The following is a 17,360-nucleotide window of genomic DNA, read 5'->3' on the forward strand; positions in this document are numbered from 1 at the left end:
GATTTCTAAGGTAAAAAAGCGGACTTAATCATAAGCCCGCTTTTTTTATAATTTTTTAATGACCGCTTATTGAAAAATCACATATCCACTTTAAGCCTATCCCAATACTGCTGATATAGCGCCATTATCTCATCACCAACGTCCTCACGAAACATGGCATGTTTTAGCAAATCGGCTGGCGGATACACAATCGGATTGTTGGCAAGCTCAGGCGGCATTTCTTTTTTCGCCGCCTCATTGGGCGAGCCGTAGCCGATTTCTTCACTAATCATGGCAGCGTATTTAGGTCGCAAGATAAAATCGATAAACTTATGCGCGTTGTCGTTGTTTTTGGCATTTTTGGGGATGACCATGTTATCCATCCACATAATAGCGCCTTCTTTTGGATAGACAAAGTCGAGCTCTGGCATCCCTTGGTCTTGCGCCATGATGACTTCACCGTTCCAAGCCAAGCCCAAGTAAGTTTCCCCTTCCATAAACGGCATGCGCGGTGCATCTGAGTTAAAGGTGCGTACATTGGGCATTAGTTTGGTGAGTTTTTCATACGCTTGTTTGATGGCTTCAGGATTTTTGGTACTGCCGTTATAACCAAGGGTCAATAGACTCATGGTGAATACGTCACGGATGTCATTCATCAGCATGACACGCCCTTGGTATTGCGGTTGCCATAAGTCATTCCAGCTGCTCAAGCTTGCTTTAGCAATGCGTTTGGTATTGACTGCAATGCCTGATGAGCCCCACAGATAGGGGATACTAAACTTATTTTCAGGGTCAAAAGGGGCATTGATAAAGGTGTTGCCCAGGTTGCCAAAATTGGTTAATTTGGCATGGTCGAGCGGCTCAAGCATCCCTTCTTTACGCATTTTATCGACAAAATCCGTACCCGGAAATGCCACATCATACTCACCACTGCCATTCATCAGTTTGAGTTTGGCATACATGGCTTCGTTAGAATCAAAGGTGCTATAAATAACGTCGATACCTGTCTCTGCGGTAAAATCTTTAAGCACCTGGTCAGAGATATACTCCGTCCAGTTGTACACATTGACGACCTTGCCACTTTGAGTGGCAGTAGGCGCAGACGCGGCAGCGCTAGTCGCGGTTTCGCTCGCTTTTTGACAACCCATTAGATTACTTGCCAGACCACCCGTTAAAACGGCGCCGCCAACACCCAAGCCATACCCTAAAAAACGTCTTCTATTGAGCATCCGAGATATCATATAAGTCTCCTTAACGTTTTTGGGTCGATGGTAGATTCATCGACTTTTTGGCAAGTAATAACTGCGAGATAATCAGACCCAGTAGCGAGATTGCGAGCAAGATTGTGCCAACGGCGTTGACTTCAGGTTTTACCCCGACACGCACCATCGAATAAATCTGTAATGGTAAAATCTCAAAATCAGGTCCTGTATTAAACGTCGATACCACCACATCATCAAGTGATAGGGTAAAGGCAAGCACCCAGCCCGCCAAAATCGCAGGCAAAATAATCGGTACAAGCACCGTACGAATCATGGTAAATTCATTGGCACCCAAATCACGCGCCGCTTCCAATACGCGGGTGTCGAGGCTGGATAGACGCGCAGTCACCGTAATCACCACAAAGGGCAGACAAAAGGTAATGTGCGCAATTAGCAACGTCACAAAACCCAGCTGTATCCCCACAATCAAAAATAACGCCAACAGCGAAATCGCCAACACAATCTCAGGCGACATCATCAGCACAAATAGCAAGCTTTGTAGTATCGATTTACCTTTGAAGTCATAACGCTGTAACGCTAATGCCGTCAAACCGCCAATCGCAGTAGAAATCGTCGCAGCTACTACCGCCAATATGACCGAGTTGATGGCAGCTTGTACCATCGCGGCATTACCAAATAACTCGCTGTACCAATGGGTACTAAAACCGCCCCATTGATAGCCGACTTTTGAGGCATTAAACGAGAAAATCACCATCACCGCAATCGGCGAGAACATCAGCAGATATACGATGGTCAAATACAGGCGAGACAACCATTTCATAGTATTAGACATAGCGTCCCCCTTATGCCACTTCGTTGTAGTCAGTTTTGCCAATCCGTTTGCTACTGGCTCGATATGCCATAATCAGCAATGCCATGGCAAGCGTCAATAGCACGGACGCCGCGGCGCCAAACGGCCAGTCACGGGCATCCAAAAACTGCGATTTGATGATATTACCCACCAGCAAGTTGCGCGAACCACCCAAGATATCCGCCACATAAAACATGCCCATGGCAGGCAACAGTACCAGCAATACCCCTGAAATAATCCCTGGTGTAGTCAGCGGCAAAATCACGTGCCAAAAGGTCTGTAGCTTGTTAGCGCCCAAATCTTTGGATGCCAAAATATAATCGTCACGCAAATCCACAAATACCGCATACAGGGGCAGTACCATAAACGGAAATAGCAAATATACCAAGCCCCCAATCACCGCTTTTTGGGTATATAAAATTTGCAGTGGCTCGTTGATAAGCCCAAGGTTAATCAGAAAGGTGCTGAGTAGACCATTGGCCGCCATAATGAGTTTCACCGCATACAGACGCACCAATGAGTTGGTCCAAAACGGAATCACTAGCAATAACATCAATAATGACTGCCATTTTTTATCGGCTTTACTGACCAAGTAGGCAAATGGATAACCGAGCAGCAAACAGATAATCGTCGTCATCCCTGCCATCGACAGCGAATGTAAAAACACTTTTAAATAAAGCGGGTCAATCAATCGAATATAGTTGTCGAGAGTGACCGGCAGTGTTAAAAACTTATCTTCATCACGGGTCAAAAAACTGGCAGCAATCACCAAGATATTGGGAATCAGGGCAAAAATAATCAACCATGCCCAAATCACAAACAGGGTCGCACGCTGAAAGCCGCGCCCGCCTTGCTTTGTCATAACAGGGGCAGGCGCGGTAGCAACCGAAACGCTAGAGGTCGAAGGTGAAGTAGTATTATTCATCTGGCAAAATCCACTCCCAACCATCGACCCAGTCAATACGCACTTCTTGACCCAGTTTATAGTTAAAATTTGGATCGTCTTCGTTAAAATACTCTGACGTTTTGACGATATTACCGTTTTTTAATTGAATCACAGAATCTAGGGTACTGCCTTTATAAGCACTGTCTACCACGTTGCCGATTAAGCCTTCATGACCTTCATGGGTGTAGTACACGCGGATATCTTCAGGACGCAGCAGTAAGTTGACATTTTGACCGACTTGCACGTCAAATTTTGGACGGGGCAATTCACGAATCGGGTGAAAGCCGTCATTTTGCTCCACCACTTCCACTTTGATGGTGGCTGGGTTGACCTCTAGCACTTTACCTTTAAACAAATTGGTTTCGCCAATAAAGCTTGCGGTAAATAAATTGGCAGGCGATTCATAGATACCAATGGGCGTATCAATTTGCTGGAATACGCCGTTTTTCATGACGGCAATCCGGTCAGACATCGACAAGGCTTCTTGTTGGTCATGAGTCACAAACACAAAGGTAATACCCAGTTCACGCTGCAAGCGTTTGAGTTCTGATTGCATTTGCTCACGTAGTTTGGCATCGAGCGCTGATAGAGGTTCATCAAGTAGCAGCATTTTTGGGCGATTAACCACGGCACGGGCGATGGCGATACGCTGCTGCTGACCCCCCGACAAATCTTGCGGACGACGATTGATGGTGTGGTCAAGTTGCACCATTGCCAACGCTTCACGCACCCGCTGGTCGATTTCGGTTTTGGGTACGCCTTTAAGTTTTAGTCCATAGGCGATATTGTCGTACACATTCATGTGCGGAAACAGGGCATACTGCTGAAACACCGTATTAATCGGACGTTTTTCCGCAGGTAAGCCTGCAATATCAACCCCTTCTAACTGCAAACTACCGGCATTGGGCAGCTCAAATCCGCCAATCAAGCGTAGTAGAGTAGTTTTGCCACAGCCAGAAGGCCCAAGCAGCGTCAAAAACTCCCCATCATAGATATCTAGATTAATATTTTGCAAAATTTGGGTATCGCCATAAGATTTGGATAAATGACGGATTTGCAGTAGTACAGGTTTTTGGTTGGTCGGCTGGACGCTATCAGGCATAGCTGATGGTGCGTTTAGGGTGGTTTGTGGCGTTGATGCGGACGTTGATGCAGACATAGGCACAATCTCACGGCAAGGCTAAAATAGCGGGCTAAAATGGCATATTTATGCTCGGGTCAGTGCGCAATCAGCATGACAACATAAATACAGAGTTTTTCGATAGTTTCACCTGTGAAAATACAGTTAAAAGTTGCGTTCAGTATAACGGCTAAAATTAAAAAATGTTACTGAAAATTTACCCGCTGTTCATAAAATTTTAGTGGCTAATTAGTGGCTAATTTTAGTAGATAATAAGGGATTGATTTGGCACAAATAAGCAACGCAACTTTTTACCAAAGCCATTAAAATAGCAAGCTTGAACGACTTTGATATGATGATAATTTAGCCAGTGACCGATTGAATATTTACCGATTGAACATTTAAGAGACACGCCATGCCTAGCAAAAAAAAGCCTCAAGACCCAACGACTCAAACAGCCACTCAAACAACAAATGCCCAAACAACAACCAGTCAAACAGGTGCAAACAATACGGCTTCTCAAACCATGGCTAAAAAAATACCCGCAGAAAAACCAGCCGCTAAAGAAACAGCCACCAAAAAAACAGCAACACACGCAACAGCCGCGCTGCCCATCGCTATTGCTTTACCTAAATCCTTACAGCATGCTCAGTGTGTGGATTTGACGCGCCATCGCTACCAAGGCAAGCTACTAACCCAAGCGGATAGTATTGCGCTTGGCAAACAGCAGCGTAAGGCGTACCCATTAAAAACCTTGGCTGCCATCAGCCAACGTCCGACTGCCATCGACGCGCTCAGTCTTTATCACTGGTCGAATCAAGGACGCTTATCAGAACTGCTGCCTATACGAGCCAAGCGCATGAGTGTATCGCCGTTTACTTTTTTTCGCGGGATGCCCGCTTTGATGCTGTTTGACCAAGCATGGCAGGGGCAACATTCTGGGCTATTTCAGCAGATTTGCGGCGATTGTCATGTCAGTAATTTTGGCGGTTATGCCAGTCCTGAACGCAATTTATTATTTGGCATTAATGATTTTGATGAAACCATCGTTGCACCATTTGAATGGGATTTGCAGCGACTGGTCGCCAGTATTTTAATCGCCAGTCAAAGTTTTAAGTATGTAGAATCGGTGGGCTATAAGGCGATAGAAAAACTGCTGACCAGTTACCTTGATGGATTAGAAGCGCATCGCAGCTTGTCACCGCTACAAGTGTGGTATGAAAAAATCGACACCCATAAAATATTGGCAAATACCGAAGACGTGACTGTTCGTAAACGCCGTCATGCCGATTTTGAAAAAGCCAAAAAAAATGATGCGGTAAAAATGCTGCCAAAATTGACTGAGCGTGATACTGTCACAGGATTACGCGCGTTTAAAACGGATGGTGAGTTGCAGCGACCACCACGCCGAGGACAGCCTTTTTTTAGCCGTACCGAGGCTTTTTTTGACGCTTATCGAGATACCCTAAAGTCAGATAGACAAGTGTTGTTTGACCGCTATGATTTTACCGATGTGGCGCTCAAAGTGGTTGGGGTGGGGAGTGTCGGTACTGTGTGTGCGGTGGCATTATTCCAAGATGCCGACCATGAGCCGCTGATATTGCAAATGAAGCAAGCCAAAGCGTCTATCTTGACACCCTTACTCGCTAAACAATTTAGCCATCAAGGCAAGCGCGTGGTGGAGGGGCAACAATTGATGCAGGCATCGAGTGATATTTTCTTGGGCTATGCATCGCTCGATAACTTTGAGATGGATTTTTATGTCAGGCAGCTGCGGGACATGAAGTATTCGGCGTCTCTTGAGAGCATGACGACTGCCCATTTTTACGAATATATCGAAAGCTGTGGCCATGCCTTGGCGCATGCGCATACCAAAGCAGGCAATGCTGATACGCTTATGGGCTATCTGGGCAACGGTAGTGAAATCATCTCTGTTATACAAGCGTATGCCGAACAAACTGCGGCTCGCAATGCCCAAGATTATGCGCAATTTATGAACCAAATAGCCGATGGGCATATTGCTGTGGCAGGCGATGAGGTATTATAGTAGCTAGGAAGTTATTTTAGAAAGTCATCTTGATGTTTTAAAAAAGTTAAAATGATAAAAAATATCGCGTTTTATATCATCATACAGTTCGTTATTGTATCTGAGTGAAAGGAGAAAACCAAATGTCAAACAGTCACTTACCGCGTCCCGAAACTGCCGAGCAAGCGCTCGAGATGCTCAAACAAGGCAACGCACGATTCGTAGAGAATGTGCAAAACCCCCAATCAACCTTGCTAGCGTCTAATGCGCTCACCCATGTGCATGAACCGTTTGCGATTATTTTGGGGTGTTCTGATGCGCGCGTGCCGGCTGAGATTGTCTTTGATCAAGGGTTGGGTGATTTATTCGTCATTCGTGTAGCAGGTAACGTAGTAGCGCCCTCTCAGATTGGCTCGGTTGAGTTTGCCGCTGAAAAATTCGGTACCAAGTTAGTCGTGGTGTTGGGTCATTCCCATTGCGGCGCGGTGACGGCTTGTGTGGAGACACTGATCAATCCTGATCAGCAGTTTTCCCCCAATTTACGTTCGATTGTTGACCGGATTCGTCCCAGTGTTTACAACTTGCATGAAATCTATACCGCCAATGGACAAGACATTGACGCGCAAGAGTTGATTAATCGGGGTATTAAAGCCAACGTGCGTATGTCAGTCACCCAGCTCAAACACGGCTCTCGTATTCTTGAAGATGCGGTTAATAATGGTAGCTTAATTATTGTTGGGGCGGTGTATGATTTGGACACCGGTAAAGTGACATTTATTGAGTAGCGAGTATTGAATAGCGAATAGTGAATAGTAAATAGCGAATTGAGCAACTTACCTAAGCGTAATGTTATTAGCCATGATGTTATGAGAAATGAGGGCTATATTTTTACCCAAAAGTTAATTAAAATTAAACAGTATTGAATTTTTGGCAAACTGTCGCTATTAATGAATCTTAGTTAACGTCCTTTTCTTTTAAGGTAAGGTTTTTTCTTTTAGAGGCATATTACAATAAGGATCACTATGTCAAACTTGTCCGCTACCAATGGGTTTATCTTTAATCACACCATGCTTAGGGTGAAAGACCCGCAAGTGTCTTTGGCTTTTTATCAAGATGTGTTAGGCATGACACTATTACAAACCAAACGCTATCCACAAGCGGAATTTGATTTATATTTTTTGGCAAAGCTCACCGATGAACAGGTGGCAAATTTGCCGACCGATACTGCCGCTTTAGCCGCATTTACCTTTAGTCAGCCAGGGGTGCTAGAATTGACCCATAATTATGGCACTGAGTCTGATGCAGAGTTTCACTATCACAGTGGCAACAGCGAACCACAAGGATTCGGGCATATTTGTTTTGCTGTGCCAAATATGCAAGAAGCGGTTGCTTGGTTTGAGCAACATCAAGTCACCTTCAAAAAACGCCCTGAAGAAGGTGCGATGAAAGATATTGCCTTCATCTTGGATCCTGATGGCTACTGGATAGAAATCGTACAACCAAACTTAATGGGTTAATCGCCCATTAAAAAAAGGGCAACTGTGATTGCCCTTTTTTATTGTGTTTTATTAAGATTGTGTTTTGTTAAGCCTTGAGGTTCAGCCAATCTCTGGGTTTTAGATAAAAATCCGTGAGTTCAAATTCAGGCGTTCCTGCGAGAGGCTCATAACGATATTCCCAGCCGGTGAGCGGCGGCAGACTGACCAAAATTGACTCAATGCGCCCGTTTGATTGTAAGCCAAACAAGGTGCCGCGGTCATACACCAGATTGTATTCGACATAGCGACCACGGCGATATAGCTGAAAATTACGCTGCGGCTCGGTATAGCGCGTGTGTTTGCGTTTCTCAAAAATCGGGATAATACCTTCAAGATAGCCGTCGCCTACCGCCTGCATAAACGCAAAGCATTTATCAAAATCCCAACCCATGCTAAGCGTATTCAAATCATCATAAAACAAGCCGCCGATGCCGCGTTGTTCGTTACGATGCTTTAAATAAAAATACTCATCGCACCACGTCTTAAACTTGGGATAAACGTCTGCCCCAAACGGCGCGCACAAATCATGACATACTTGGTGCCAATGCACGCAGTCTTCCATCACGGGATAAAACGGTGTCAAATCAAAGCCACCACCAAACCACCAAATCGGCTCGTAGCCTTCTTTTTCCGCGATAAACATGCGCACGTTGGCATGACTGGTTGGCACGTTGGGATTGGTCGGATGAATCACCAGCGAGACACCGAGTGCTTGTGCTTGGCGACCGGCAAGTTCAGGGTGGCGAGCGGTGGCAGTGGCTGGCAGATGGTTGATAACAATGTGGCTAAACATCACCCCGCCTTTTTCAATCACCTTGCCGCCTTGAAGTACATTGGAGCGACCACCGCCCAAATTTTGATGGGTGCCTTGCTCAGTGGGTCTTTCCCAAACATCAGCGACAAATTTGGCATTGCTGGCACCTTCGGCATATAGATTAAAGCCGCCAGTGGCTTCTTGGTGTTCTAGCGCTTGGCAAATACGGTCTTGTAAATCAAGTAAATAAGCACGAACGGCTTGAACATTGGGTGAGGAGAGCAGCATAGACATAAGCAATAGTTCTTTTAAAAATTTTTAGCGATTAAATTTTAGTGGTTGATTTTTAATAATCATTGTAACACATAATCGCGTGGGTAAAATTTAGCGTATTGGGCGTATTGACTGATGATATGCATAAATATTTACATAAAACCCTTAAAAAAATCGTCACAGCCGCTATCCAAACGGTCAGAAAACTCATAAAATGCCATGACGTCTTGATAACATGATTGATAAAATTAAGTTGAGATTTTATAAACTGATTAATCTAGTGATACTAATTGATTTAGTGATATAGTTATTGGGATCATATAGTTATCAGACTATCAAGTTATCAGATGGATGATTACATTAACCGTTTTTGGAGAAAACTATGAATAAATTACTAATCGCATTAGTGACGGTCATCAGCCTTGTGGGTTGTGGCAAAAAAGAAGAAGCCAAAACTGAAACCACCACGACAACAACGACCACCACAACCGCTTCTGTACCTGCCAATACAGCGACTGCAACGGCGAATACAGCGACTGCTACTGCGTCACCGGCAAAATAATATTAACCAATAGCCTAATTGATAAAACCGCTAATCCACTTAGCGGTTTTTTTATACTTTTTTTTATGCTTTTTTTATGCCAGGGCAGATTTATCAACTTAAGGCTTTAGCAGGTTTAGCCTGATTTCTGTGTACCAATTCAGCATAGATCAAGTCGGCATAGATTTAATGAATAATCGCTAAAATTTTGCTAAAATAAGCGCCTTTTTTTGATACCTAAACTTTAGCAACATGCGGTTAAAACAGCTCAAACTGGCAGGCTTTAAATCCTTTGCCAACCCTACAACGTTTCATTTTCCCAAAACCATCACCGCGATTGTCGGGCCCAACGGCTGCGGCAAATCCAATGTGATTGATGCCATCCGCTGGGTGCTGGGCGAATCCTCCGCTAAGCAGCTCCGCGGCGGCGCGATGAGTGATGTCATCTTTGCAGGCACGCAAGACAAGTCCGCCAAAAGCTTGGCAAGCGTAGAATTGGTGTTTGAACATACCCGCGGCGAAGATGGTAGCAGCGGCATCCACCACGCGCTCAATCTGTATCAAGAATTATCGGTACGTCGGCAAATCAATAAAGAAGGCAAATCCGATTACTTTATCAATGGCACCAAAGTTCGTCGCCGCGATGTGGTCGATATTTTTTTGGGCACAGGTCTTGGCGCGCGCTCGTATGCGGTGATTGAGCAGGGTATGATAGGGCGTATCATTGATGCCAATGCGTTGCAGCTACGAGAGTTTATCGAAGAGGCGTCGGGCGTGTCGCGCTACCAAAGCCGGCGTGATGACACCCAAAAACAGCTCGATACCGCAAGCGATAATTTGGCGCGGCTGCATGATATGGTCAGCGAACTGACCAGCCAACAAAAACGCCTAGAAAAACAAGCCAAAACGGCACAACAAGCCCAGCAATGGCAACAAGCGCAGCAAGCAATCAGTGAGCAGCTACTCATTGATGACTATGGGCAGGCATGGCAAAAACAGCAAACACTGACGGCAGATTTTCAAGCGATGCGTGAGCGGGTGGATGCCCAGCAAGTATTGATTGAAGGATTAATCGAGCAGCAGCAACTTGCCCAGCAGGCTCTGACTGAGCAACAGCACACTTTACAAAACCAGCAAAATCTTGCTAAGGATTATTGGCAGCAGCAGCATGAAACGCAAAGTCTACTGAAACAAGCTGAACAAACCCTTGCCAATGACCAACAACGCCTGAATGTCCTCAATGTTGAGCTGGGTCGTTTTGCAGCGTATCAGCAAGAGTTGCAAGCACAAAAACAGCAAGCGCAAATGCGTATTGAAGGCTTACCCGACCAGCTTGAACAGCTCACCGCACAGTTGCAGCAATTGCGTGATGAACAAGATGATTGCAAACAGCAGCGTGAGCAAATTGCGAAAAATTTAGTGGCATTAAATAAGCAAAAGCAAGACGTAGAAAAAAATCTTGCCGTCAGTGAAAATGCCCTCAAACACCATGCCAGCCAACAACAGCGCCAACAACAACGCCAAAGCGAACATGAAAAAGCCGTATTGGCATGGCAGACTGCTAACGCCACATTTGATCAGCAATTTGCAGCGTTTGAGAATAACGAGCTAGACACGCAAATGACGAAACTCAGTGATGAGATTGAACGTCTTGAAGCCAATATCATCGCCCGTCAAGAATCTATCGCTGACCAAGCTGATGAAGTTGACAGCTTAACCCGTCAGCATCGCCAAGCTGAGCAGCAGTACCAAGCGTGGCAAACCGAGCACGCGACACTACAAAATTTGCTAGCACAACAAGAAACTGCCCTTGCCCAAGTTATCCACCAGTCACCCAATCAAGAACACACTAACAGTTTGCCAAAACTTATCAGTCAACTGCAATTGACCGAAACAGGTAAGGGGTATGCCAATATTTTTGATACCCTAGTTACGGTATTTGCCAAATGGTCTATCGCAGCTGACCAAGATTTTGCCCAAATCATCCATGACCATGCGGTGTTTATTGATAATCAATCAGCTTTATATCACACCTCGAAAAATCCCACAGCGAACAGTCATCTAATAGAAGGTTGTTTGCCACTGTCTGCTTTGATTGCGGCGCCCAATCTGGCTATTTTTCAGCAGGTTTGGATCAGTGCGACGCCACTTGACTGGGCAGATGTGCAGGATAAAGGGTTACTCGATAACTTACCAACGGGCGATTGGTTACTGGTGCAGACCTCAGCGCAACAGCTGATACTCTGTAATCAGCAGCTGCTAATTAACCTAAGCCATTTGTTGCAAGCTGAGGGTCAGCAGGTTATCAGTTTTAGCCAGCAGTTGATGAATGAAGCCCGTATTGAAGAGCTCGATGAACACTTAGCGCAGCAACAACCGCAACTGCAGCGTCTAGCCGATCGCTTGCAACAAGCGAAGGTTAGTCTGCAAGAATGGCAAGCCCAAGACCGAACCGCGCGTAATCAACTGCTAAGCCTAACCCAGCAACAACAGCAATGCCAGCAACAAAAACTACAACAGCAGTATCACTATCAATCCGCACTCGATAAACTTACGCAAGATAAAAAACGCCTCGACAGTGACAGCGAGCGTCTACAACAAGAGGGGCTAGGTTTTGCGGACAAGTTGCAGCAAGAGCAACAGCGGGTTTATGAGCTAAGCAACACACTTTCGCATTTACAACCGCAATTACAGCAGCAAATCAGCGAGCGCCAGTCACTTGATGAACGCTTAAATCAGTTTGCCAGTCAGCAGCGCGAGCTAGAACAACAACAAAATCGCATCACCCAAACACTGGCAACCGGACAATTGCAAATCACCGCAAGTGAGCAGCAACTTGCCAAAGCTGGGCAAGACCAAGCAAGATACACCCGTGAGCAGCAATTGCTGAGTCATAAAATTAGCGAGCAGCAGGCACGCTTGCCACAGCTACAACAGCAACTCACAGTGGACTCGACGCAACTACAAACCGTCAATGACAGCGTTACGCAATTGACAATGACCTTGAAAACCATGGAAACCGAGCTACATCAAGGGCAATTGGGTGTGCAAGAGTCTCAGCAGCAGTTGAGCCAACTACAACAGCAATATCACACCACCGACACCGCATTGGCACTAGCAAAACAAAACGTGGCATTGATTGGTGAGCAATTGACTAGTCGCAAAATCGCCGTACCAAAAACTGACGACATTGAGTTACTGGGTAGCAGCAAACGCGAGCAACTACAACGACAACTCGATCAGTTAGCATCACAGGTGCTTAATCTTGGGGCAGTCAATCATGCCGCGGTGGCAGAGCTCAGCGAAGTGAACAGCCGCTTGGCGCCCCTTGCTGAGCAAATCTCGGATTTGACCGCAAGCATTGAAAAATTGCAACTTGCTATCCAGCAGATTGACAGTCAGACTAAACAGCTTTTTATGGATATGTTGACCCAAGTCAATATCGAACTTAACAAGCTATTTACCCAAGTGTTCGGTGGCGGGCAAGCGCAGCTGGTGTTATCAGACCATACCCATGACAAAGATGGCAGCAGCAAAGGCTGGCAGTCAGGGCTAGAGCTTATGGCGCAGCCGAAAGGCAAAAAGAACAGCCGGCTAGCCCTGTTATCGGGCGGTGAGAAAACCTTAACGGCGCTAAGTTTAATCTTTGCTATTTTTAAACAGCAGCCTGCGCCATTTTGTGTGCTCGATGAAGTCGATGCGCCGCTCGATGATGCCAATGTCGCGCGCTTTACCCGCTTAATTGAGCAGCTTGCCAAAGACGTACAGTTTGTTTTTATCAGTCATAACAAACTTGCCATGCAAATTGCCGATGAGCTCAAAGGTGTGACCATGCCAACGGCGGGGGTGTCCAAGCTGGTCAGTGTGGATATGACTGAGGTGGAAGCTTATTTGGCATAAGCGATTTTCACCTGTCAAATACGCAAAAAGTCAAGCCTTGTCATGGTTTTTTCTAGCTGATTTTATGAAGTCATGATAGTATAACGGCAAAAATACCGATGTAAAAATTTTTACACTACAAACAGGGTCGTTATCGTCTTTCTCAAAGGTCGTTGTTTATGTCTATCACTCAGCTTATTCTTATCATTCTTGCGGTTGTTGCTATCGTTTGGGGTATTTACACGCTACTAAAATCCATTCGTCAAAAAAACCAAGATGTATTAGCGACTGACGCGATTGAACATGACAAAGATGGTCTACCTATTATTCCACGCCATCAGCGCCCTGAGCCGCAAGAAAGCCAGCTGTTTAAAGCAGAAATCACACCTGACAATCCCAAAGGCGAAGTAAAGCTAAGCGCGGACGATACCGAGTTGCACCTAGACAACTATCCAGCCAATGGCGGTTTTGCCAATGCCAATGTCACTAAATCTGCCAACGACAAATTACTGGCAGAAACCCATACATTTGTGGAAAACGAAAACGACGCTTTTAGCATGCTTGCCAATGCCACAGAGACTATCACCCCTGTTGTGCATACTTTCGATGAAAATCAGCTAAAAAATGACAGCTTTACCGATAACAGCCCAATTTTGGACACCCATATCCAAGCGCAAATTGACGAAGAACAAAACAGCCCACTCAACAACGCGATTCAAAATATCAACATCAGTATTTTTCCTAATCAGCAGTTTGTCGACATTAAAGGCGATTATTTGTTAGAGCTGATCGACAAGTATGGCTTGAAGTTTGGTGCGATGAATATGTTCCATCGCTACGAAAACAAAGACGGTACAGGCTTATTGTGGTTTAGTCTGATGATGATTGATAATGAGGGTATTTCACCTTTCGATCTCAATCGACTACCGACGCAAACCATGAAAGGTTTGGTATTATTTTTATCACTACCGCATCCACGCCCTGTTCAAGGCTTTGATAGCATGATGAGTATCGCAGGATTGCTTGCCAATGACCTAAATGCCACGGTATATGACGACACAGGCGAGCCGATTAACAAAGAAAACACCCAAGCCATGCGCGAGCTTGCCATTAATTTTGGTCGATAGATTTTATTAAAATGAAACAAGGTACTCCTCGTGAGTGCCTTTTTTTATGGTTAAAAGTTTTATTGTGTTGACTGACCTGATGACTGAAAAAATTGACCAAGTAAACCCTCACTTTGTTGTAAAATATCTGTTATCTTTTTTAAATCATAATCATTATGAACACAGCCGCCATTACTGCGCAAATGCGCAAACTCATTGCACAGCTAAAACAACATAACCACGCTTATTACGTCCTAGATAATCCGCTGTTAGAAGATAGCGAATACGACCAACTTCGCCAAGAACTGGTGGCATTAGAAACTGCGTATCCTGAATTGGTACAAAGCGATAGCCCTACCAACCAAGTAGGCGACAAGCCGTTGCCGTTTTTTACCCAAGTCACCCACCAAATACCCATGCTGTCACTGGGTAATTTATTTACCTTTGACGATCTACAGAACTTTATGCGACGGGTTAATGACCGTTTGGCGGATCATCAGCAAAACCCTGAATATGAAGTCGAGCTCAAACTTGATGGGCTTGCGGTTTCACTGTTGTACCAAAACGGGCAGTTGACCCAAGCGGTCACGCGCGGCGATGGTCAAACAGGCGAAGATATTACCCAAAACGTGCGTACTATTCGAAATCTACCCCTGCAGTTGCCGATTGATATACCACGACTAGAAGTGCGCGGTGAAGTACTCATGCCCAAAGCGGGGTTTGCCAAGCTCAACCGAGATGCGCAGGCAAAAGGGGAGAAAATCTTTGCCAATCCGCGTAATGCCGCTGCAGGAAGTTTGCGCCAGCTTGACCCCAATATCGCCAAAAATCGTCCGCTGGCGTTTTATGCCTATTCCGTCAATCAAGGCTTACCCGCTGAGATTACCACCCAATCCGATGCGCTTTTTTGGTTACAAGCGTTGGGCTTTAGCATCAGCGATATCAAAATCGTGCAAACAGCCGCGCAGCTACAAGCGTATTACCAATCGGTGATTGAACAGCGCAGTCGCTTACCCTTTGAAATTGATGGCACGGTGATTAAGGTCAATAGTTTAGCCTTGCAAGAGCAACTGGGCACTTTAAGCCGTGAGCCGCGCTGGGCAACTGCCTATAAATTCCCTGCCGAAACTGTCATGACCCGCCTAAATACGATTGAATGGCAAGTGGGGCGCACAGGTCAGTTGACGCCCGTGGGCAAGCTTGAACCTGTCAATGTCGGTGGCGTCACTGTCAGCAATGTGACCCTGCATAATATCGGTGAAATTCAGCGTTTAGATATCCGAGCAGGGGACATGGTCAGCGTACACCGTGCCGGTGATGTCATTCCCAAAGTTACGCGCGTTTGGACGGACGAGCGCCCTGCCAATGCCCCAGTAGTGAGTCTGCCGACGCATTGCCCGGTGTGTGATTCACCCGTTATCATGCCAGAAGGCGAAGCGCTGGCACGATGCACCGGGGGGTTATTTTGTCCAGCCCAGCAACAAGAAGCACTGATTCACTTTGTCAGTCGTAAAGCGATGGATATCGATGGGCTCGGTGAACGCTGGTTGATTAACTTTTTTGAGCAAGGTATTGTTAAAAATGTCGCAGATATTTATGCGCTTAACAATCACCGCGATGCGCTTATTAACCTTGAAAAATTGGGGGAAAAATCTGTCGAAAATATGCTGGCTGCCATTGAAAAAAGTAAAGATACGACCCTACCGCGGTTTATCTTTGCCTTGGGTATTGGTGGGGTAGGCGAGAGTACGGCGATGAATTTAGCCATGCAATTTGGCGACTTGCAACCGCTCATGGCAGCGAGTATTGAAGCCTTACAAAAAACCCCCGATGTCGGTGAAAAAACCGCAGACTCGATTTTTGAGTTTTTTCGTGCCGAGCACAATATCGAAGTCATTAATCGACTATTACAAGCCGGTATTCATTGGCAGCCTGTCAGCCAAGTGCCTGAAGGGAATCAGCCGCTTAAAGGTCAAAGTTGGGTCATTACAGGCACCCTTGAAGGCATGGGACGTGATGAAGCCAAAGCCAAACTACAAGCATTAGGGGCAAAAGTCTCAGGCAGCGTTTCTGCCAAGACCACCGCACTGCTCGCAGGCGAAAAAGCGGGTAGTAAACTTGTCAATGCCGAAAAACTGGGGGTAAAAGTGGTGACTGAAGCGCAATTTACCGATTTATTAAACAGTTATCATGCCTAATTCATGCATAGTATCCTAGTAATGTAGAAAAAATTAACGCAACCTTGAGTAAGCTATTTGTTGCCCAAACTATAGCAAGGTTACTTACAAAACACGTATAAATCAGTCTTTATTCATAACAATAGGGTGAAAAATTTACGCTAATATAACTTCCGTAAGTTGCTAAAAATACCTGATATTTTGGCAAATGGAAACCCTACTGGAGAAAAGTATGAAATCACTTAAAACACTTGCGGTACTTGCAACACTTGTTGGTTCAACGGCATTGACAGCTTGTGCAACCACTGATGCCTATGGCAACCGCGTCACTACCCAAGGCTCCTCTCGCGCGGCGATGCAAGGCGCGGTAGCGGGTGCAGCATTAGGTGCATTAGCAAAATCAGATGGCGACCGTAGCGACATCGGTAAAGCCGCAGCAATCGGTGCAGCCGCAGGTGGTGCAACAGGCTATGTATTAAGTACATCACCTAACTACCCGTACCAAAAATAAGCTATACTAAAAGTCATAGCCTATCTCGACAGCATCCGACATTGATGCTGTCAAAAGCCAAACCATTAAAGGTTTGGCTTTTTTCTTTGCTAAACGTTAAGCCAGTTATTTGATACAATCAAAGATACGTTGAAGTAGAGCCGTTAATTTTTATTTGTCTAACCTAAGCTACTAGCCTAAATCATAGCGCTAAAAATCAAGCGTATAAAAAAAGCCCTTATCAATTCGATAAGGGCTTTGGATATGGTGGATCGTCCGCGACTCGAACGCGGGACCAATGGATTAAAAGTCCACTGCTCTACCAACTGAGCTAACGATCCTGAGAAGCTTTGCTAATTCTTTAATAATTAAAACTTTTATAATATAAAAAGTTCTAATATAAATGGTGGATCGTCCGCGACTCGAACGCGGGACCAATGGATTAAAAGTCCACTGCT

Annotated in this window: 13 protein-coding genes and 1 tRNA gene; 8 read left to right on the forward strand and 6 right to left on the reverse strand. The window is 45.4% G+C overall.

Annotated elements, in window-relative coordinates; genetic code table 11:
• Positions 1-77: 77 nt before the first annotated feature.
• From RT064_RS08720 to potA, 4 genes are read right to left on the reverse strand one after another with little or no spacing between them, the layout of a single operon-like run.
• The gene (locus RT064_RS08720) at positions 78-1,220 is read right to left on the reverse strand and encodes an ABC transporter substrate-binding protein (RefSeq protein ID WP_313062876.1); all 1,143 of its coding nucleotides are present in this window, start codon (positions 1,218-1,220) and stop codon (positions 78-80) included.
• Positions 1,221-1,230: 10 nt separating this feature from the next.
• Positions 1,231-2,034, reverse strand: a complete 804-nt coding sequence (gene potC, locus RT064_RS08725; protein ID WP_313062878.1) for a spermidine/putrescine ABC transporter permease PotC — start codon at positions 2,032-2,034, stop codon at positions 1,231-1,233.
• A 10-nt stretch (positions 2,035-2,044) separates the two neighbouring features.
• Positions 2,045-2,914, reverse strand: a complete 870-nt coding sequence (gene potB, locus RT064_RS08730; protein ID WP_313062896.1) for a spermidine/putrescine ABC transporter permease PotB — start codon at positions 2,912-2,914, stop codon at positions 2,045-2,047.
• A 55-nt stretch (positions 2,915-2,969) separates the two neighbouring features.
• Entirely contained in the window at positions 2,970-4,157 is a 1,188-nt protein-coding gene (gene potA, locus RT064_RS08735) for a spermidine/putrescine ABC transporter ATP-binding protein PotA (protein ID WP_409519556.1), read from the reverse strand.
• 376 nt (positions 4,158-4,533) lie between these two features.
• Between potA and RT064_RS08740 the strand changes: the two genes are divergently transcribed.
• The 3 genes from RT064_RS08740 (at position 4,534) to gloA (ending at position 7,661) form a co-directional block, all read left to right on the forward strand.
• A complete protein-coding gene (locus RT064_RS08740) occupies positions 4,534-6,165 on the forward strand; it encodes a DUF2252 domain-containing protein (protein ID WP_313062880.1) in 1,632 nt (543 codons plus the stop codon).
• A gap of 122 nt (positions 6,166-6,287) precedes the next feature.
• Positions 6,288-6,929, forward strand: a complete 642-nt coding sequence (locus RT064_RS08745; RefSeq protein WP_204155794.1) for a carbonic anhydrase — start codon at positions 6,288-6,290, stop codon at positions 6,927-6,929.
• Positions 6,930-7,166: 237 nt separating this feature from the next.
• Positions 7,167-7,661 (forward strand): lactoylglutathione lyase, encoded by a 495-nt coding sequence (gene gloA, locus RT064_RS08750; protein ID WP_313062884.1) that lies wholly within the window; start codon positions 7,167-7,169, stop codon positions 7,659-7,661.
• A 67-nt stretch (positions 7,662-7,728) separates the two neighbouring features.
• Here gloA and hemF read toward each other — a convergent pair whose 3' ends face one another.
• Positions 7,729-8,724: an oxygen-dependent coproporphyrinogen oxidase gene (hemF, locus tag RT064_RS08755; protein WP_204156755.1), complete on the reverse strand. Its 996-nt coding sequence runs from the start codon at positions 8,722-8,724 to the stop codon at positions 7,729-7,731.
• A 367-nt stretch (positions 8,725-9,091) separates the two neighbouring features.
• On the opposite strand from hemF, the gene RT064_RS08760 reads away from it, so the two are divergent.
• The 5 genes from RT064_RS08760 to RT064_RS08780 all read left to right on the forward strand — a co-directional run bounded on the left by RT064_RS08760 (position 9,092) and on the right by RT064_RS08780 (position 16,923).
• On the forward strand, positions 9,092-9,271 hold the full coding sequence (locus tag RT064_RS08760; RefSeq protein WP_062331398.1) for a hypothetical protein: 180 nt from the start codon (positions 9,092-9,094) through the stop codon (positions 9,269-9,271).
• Positions 9,272-9,502: 231 nt separating this feature from the next.
• Positions 9,503-13,150 (forward strand): chromosome segregation protein SMC, encoded by a 3,648-nt coding sequence (smc, locus tag RT064_RS08765; RefSeq protein ID WP_313062887.1) that lies wholly within the window; start codon positions 9,503-9,505, stop codon positions 13,148-13,150.
• A gap of 158 nt (positions 13,151-13,308) precedes the next feature.
• On the forward strand, positions 13,309-14,256 hold the full coding sequence (locus tag RT064_RS08770) for a cell division protein ZipA C-terminal FtsZ-binding domain-containing protein (protein WP_313062889.1): 948 nt from the start codon (positions 13,309-13,311) through the stop codon (positions 14,254-14,256).
• A 155-nt stretch (positions 14,257-14,411) separates the two neighbouring features.
• Positions 14,412-16,433 carry an NAD-dependent DNA ligase LigA gene (gene ligA / locus RT064_RS08775; protein ID WP_313062892.1) on the forward strand — a complete coding sequence of 674 codons (2,022 nt, stop codon included), beginning with the start codon at positions 14,412-14,414 and terminating at the stop codon, positions 16,431-16,433.
• A 211-nt stretch (positions 16,434-16,644) separates the two neighbouring features.
• The gene (locus RT064_RS08780; RefSeq protein WP_128679898.1) at positions 16,645-16,923 is read left to right on the forward strand and encodes a glycine zipper domain-containing protein; all 279 of its coding nucleotides are present in this window, start codon (positions 16,645-16,647) and stop codon (positions 16,921-16,923) included.
• A gap of 244 nt (positions 16,924-17,167) precedes the next feature.
• Here the strand turns inward: RT064_RS08780 and RT064_RS08785 are convergent.
• A tRNA-Lys gene (locus RT064_RS08785) sits at positions 17,168-17,243 on the reverse strand.
• Positions 17,244-17,360 lie beyond the last annotated feature (117 nt).

This window comes from Moraxella sp. CTOTU49097 (assembly GCF_032064105.1).
GTDB lineage: Bacteria > Pseudomonadota > Gammaproteobacteria > Pseudomonadales > Moraxellaceae > Faucicola > Faucicola osloensis_B.

Excerpts from the sequence above, each read along its gene's own strand:
- RT064_RS08720 (WP_313062876.1), bottom strand. The coding sequence starts at position 1,220 with ATGATATCTCGGATGCTCAATAGAAGACGTTTTTTAGGGTATGGCTTG.
- potC (WP_313062878.1), bottom strand. The coding sequence starts at position 2,034 with ATGTCTAATACTATGAAATGGTTGTCTCGCCTGTATTTGACCATCGTA.
- potB (WP_313062896.1), bottom strand. The coding sequence starts at position 2,914 with ATGACAAAGCAAGGCGGGCGCGGCTTTCAGCGTGCGACCCTGTTTGTG.
- potA (WP_409519556.1), bottom strand. The coding sequence starts at position 4,157 with ATGTCTGCATCAACGTCCGCATCAACGCCACAAACCACCCTAAACGCA.
- RT064_RS08740 (WP_313062880.1), top strand. The coding sequence starts at position 4,534 with ATGCCTAGCAAAAAAAAGCCTCAAGACCCAACGACTCAAACAGCCACT.
- RT064_RS08745 (WP_204155794.1), top strand. The coding sequence starts at position 6,288 with ATGTCAAACAGTCACTTACCGCGTCCCGAAACTGCCGAGCAAGCGCTC.
- gloA (WP_313062884.1), top strand. The coding sequence starts at position 7,167 with ATGTCAAACTTGTCCGCTACCAATGGGTTTATCTTTAATCACACCATG.
- hemF (WP_204156755.1), bottom strand. The coding sequence starts at position 8,724 with ATGCTGCTCTCCTCACCCAATGTTCAAGCCGTTCGTGCTTATTTACTT.
- RT064_RS08760 (WP_062331398.1), top strand. The coding sequence starts at position 9,092 with ATGAATAAATTACTAATCGCATTAGTGACGGTCATCAGCCTTGTGGGT.
- smc (WP_313062887.1), top strand. The coding sequence starts at position 9,503 with ATGCGGTTAAAACAGCTCAAACTGGCAGGCTTTAAATCCTTTGCCAAC.
- RT064_RS08770 (WP_313062889.1), top strand. The coding sequence starts at position 13,309 with ATGTCTATCACTCAGCTTATTCTTATCATTCTTGCGGTTGTTGCTATC.
- ligA (WP_313062892.1), top strand. The coding sequence starts at position 14,412 with ATGAACACAGCCGCCATTACTGCGCAAATGCGCAAACTCATTGCACAG.
- RT064_RS08780 (WP_128679898.1), top strand. The coding sequence starts at position 16,645 with ATGAAATCACTTAAAACACTTGCGGTACTTGCAACACTTGTTGGTTCA.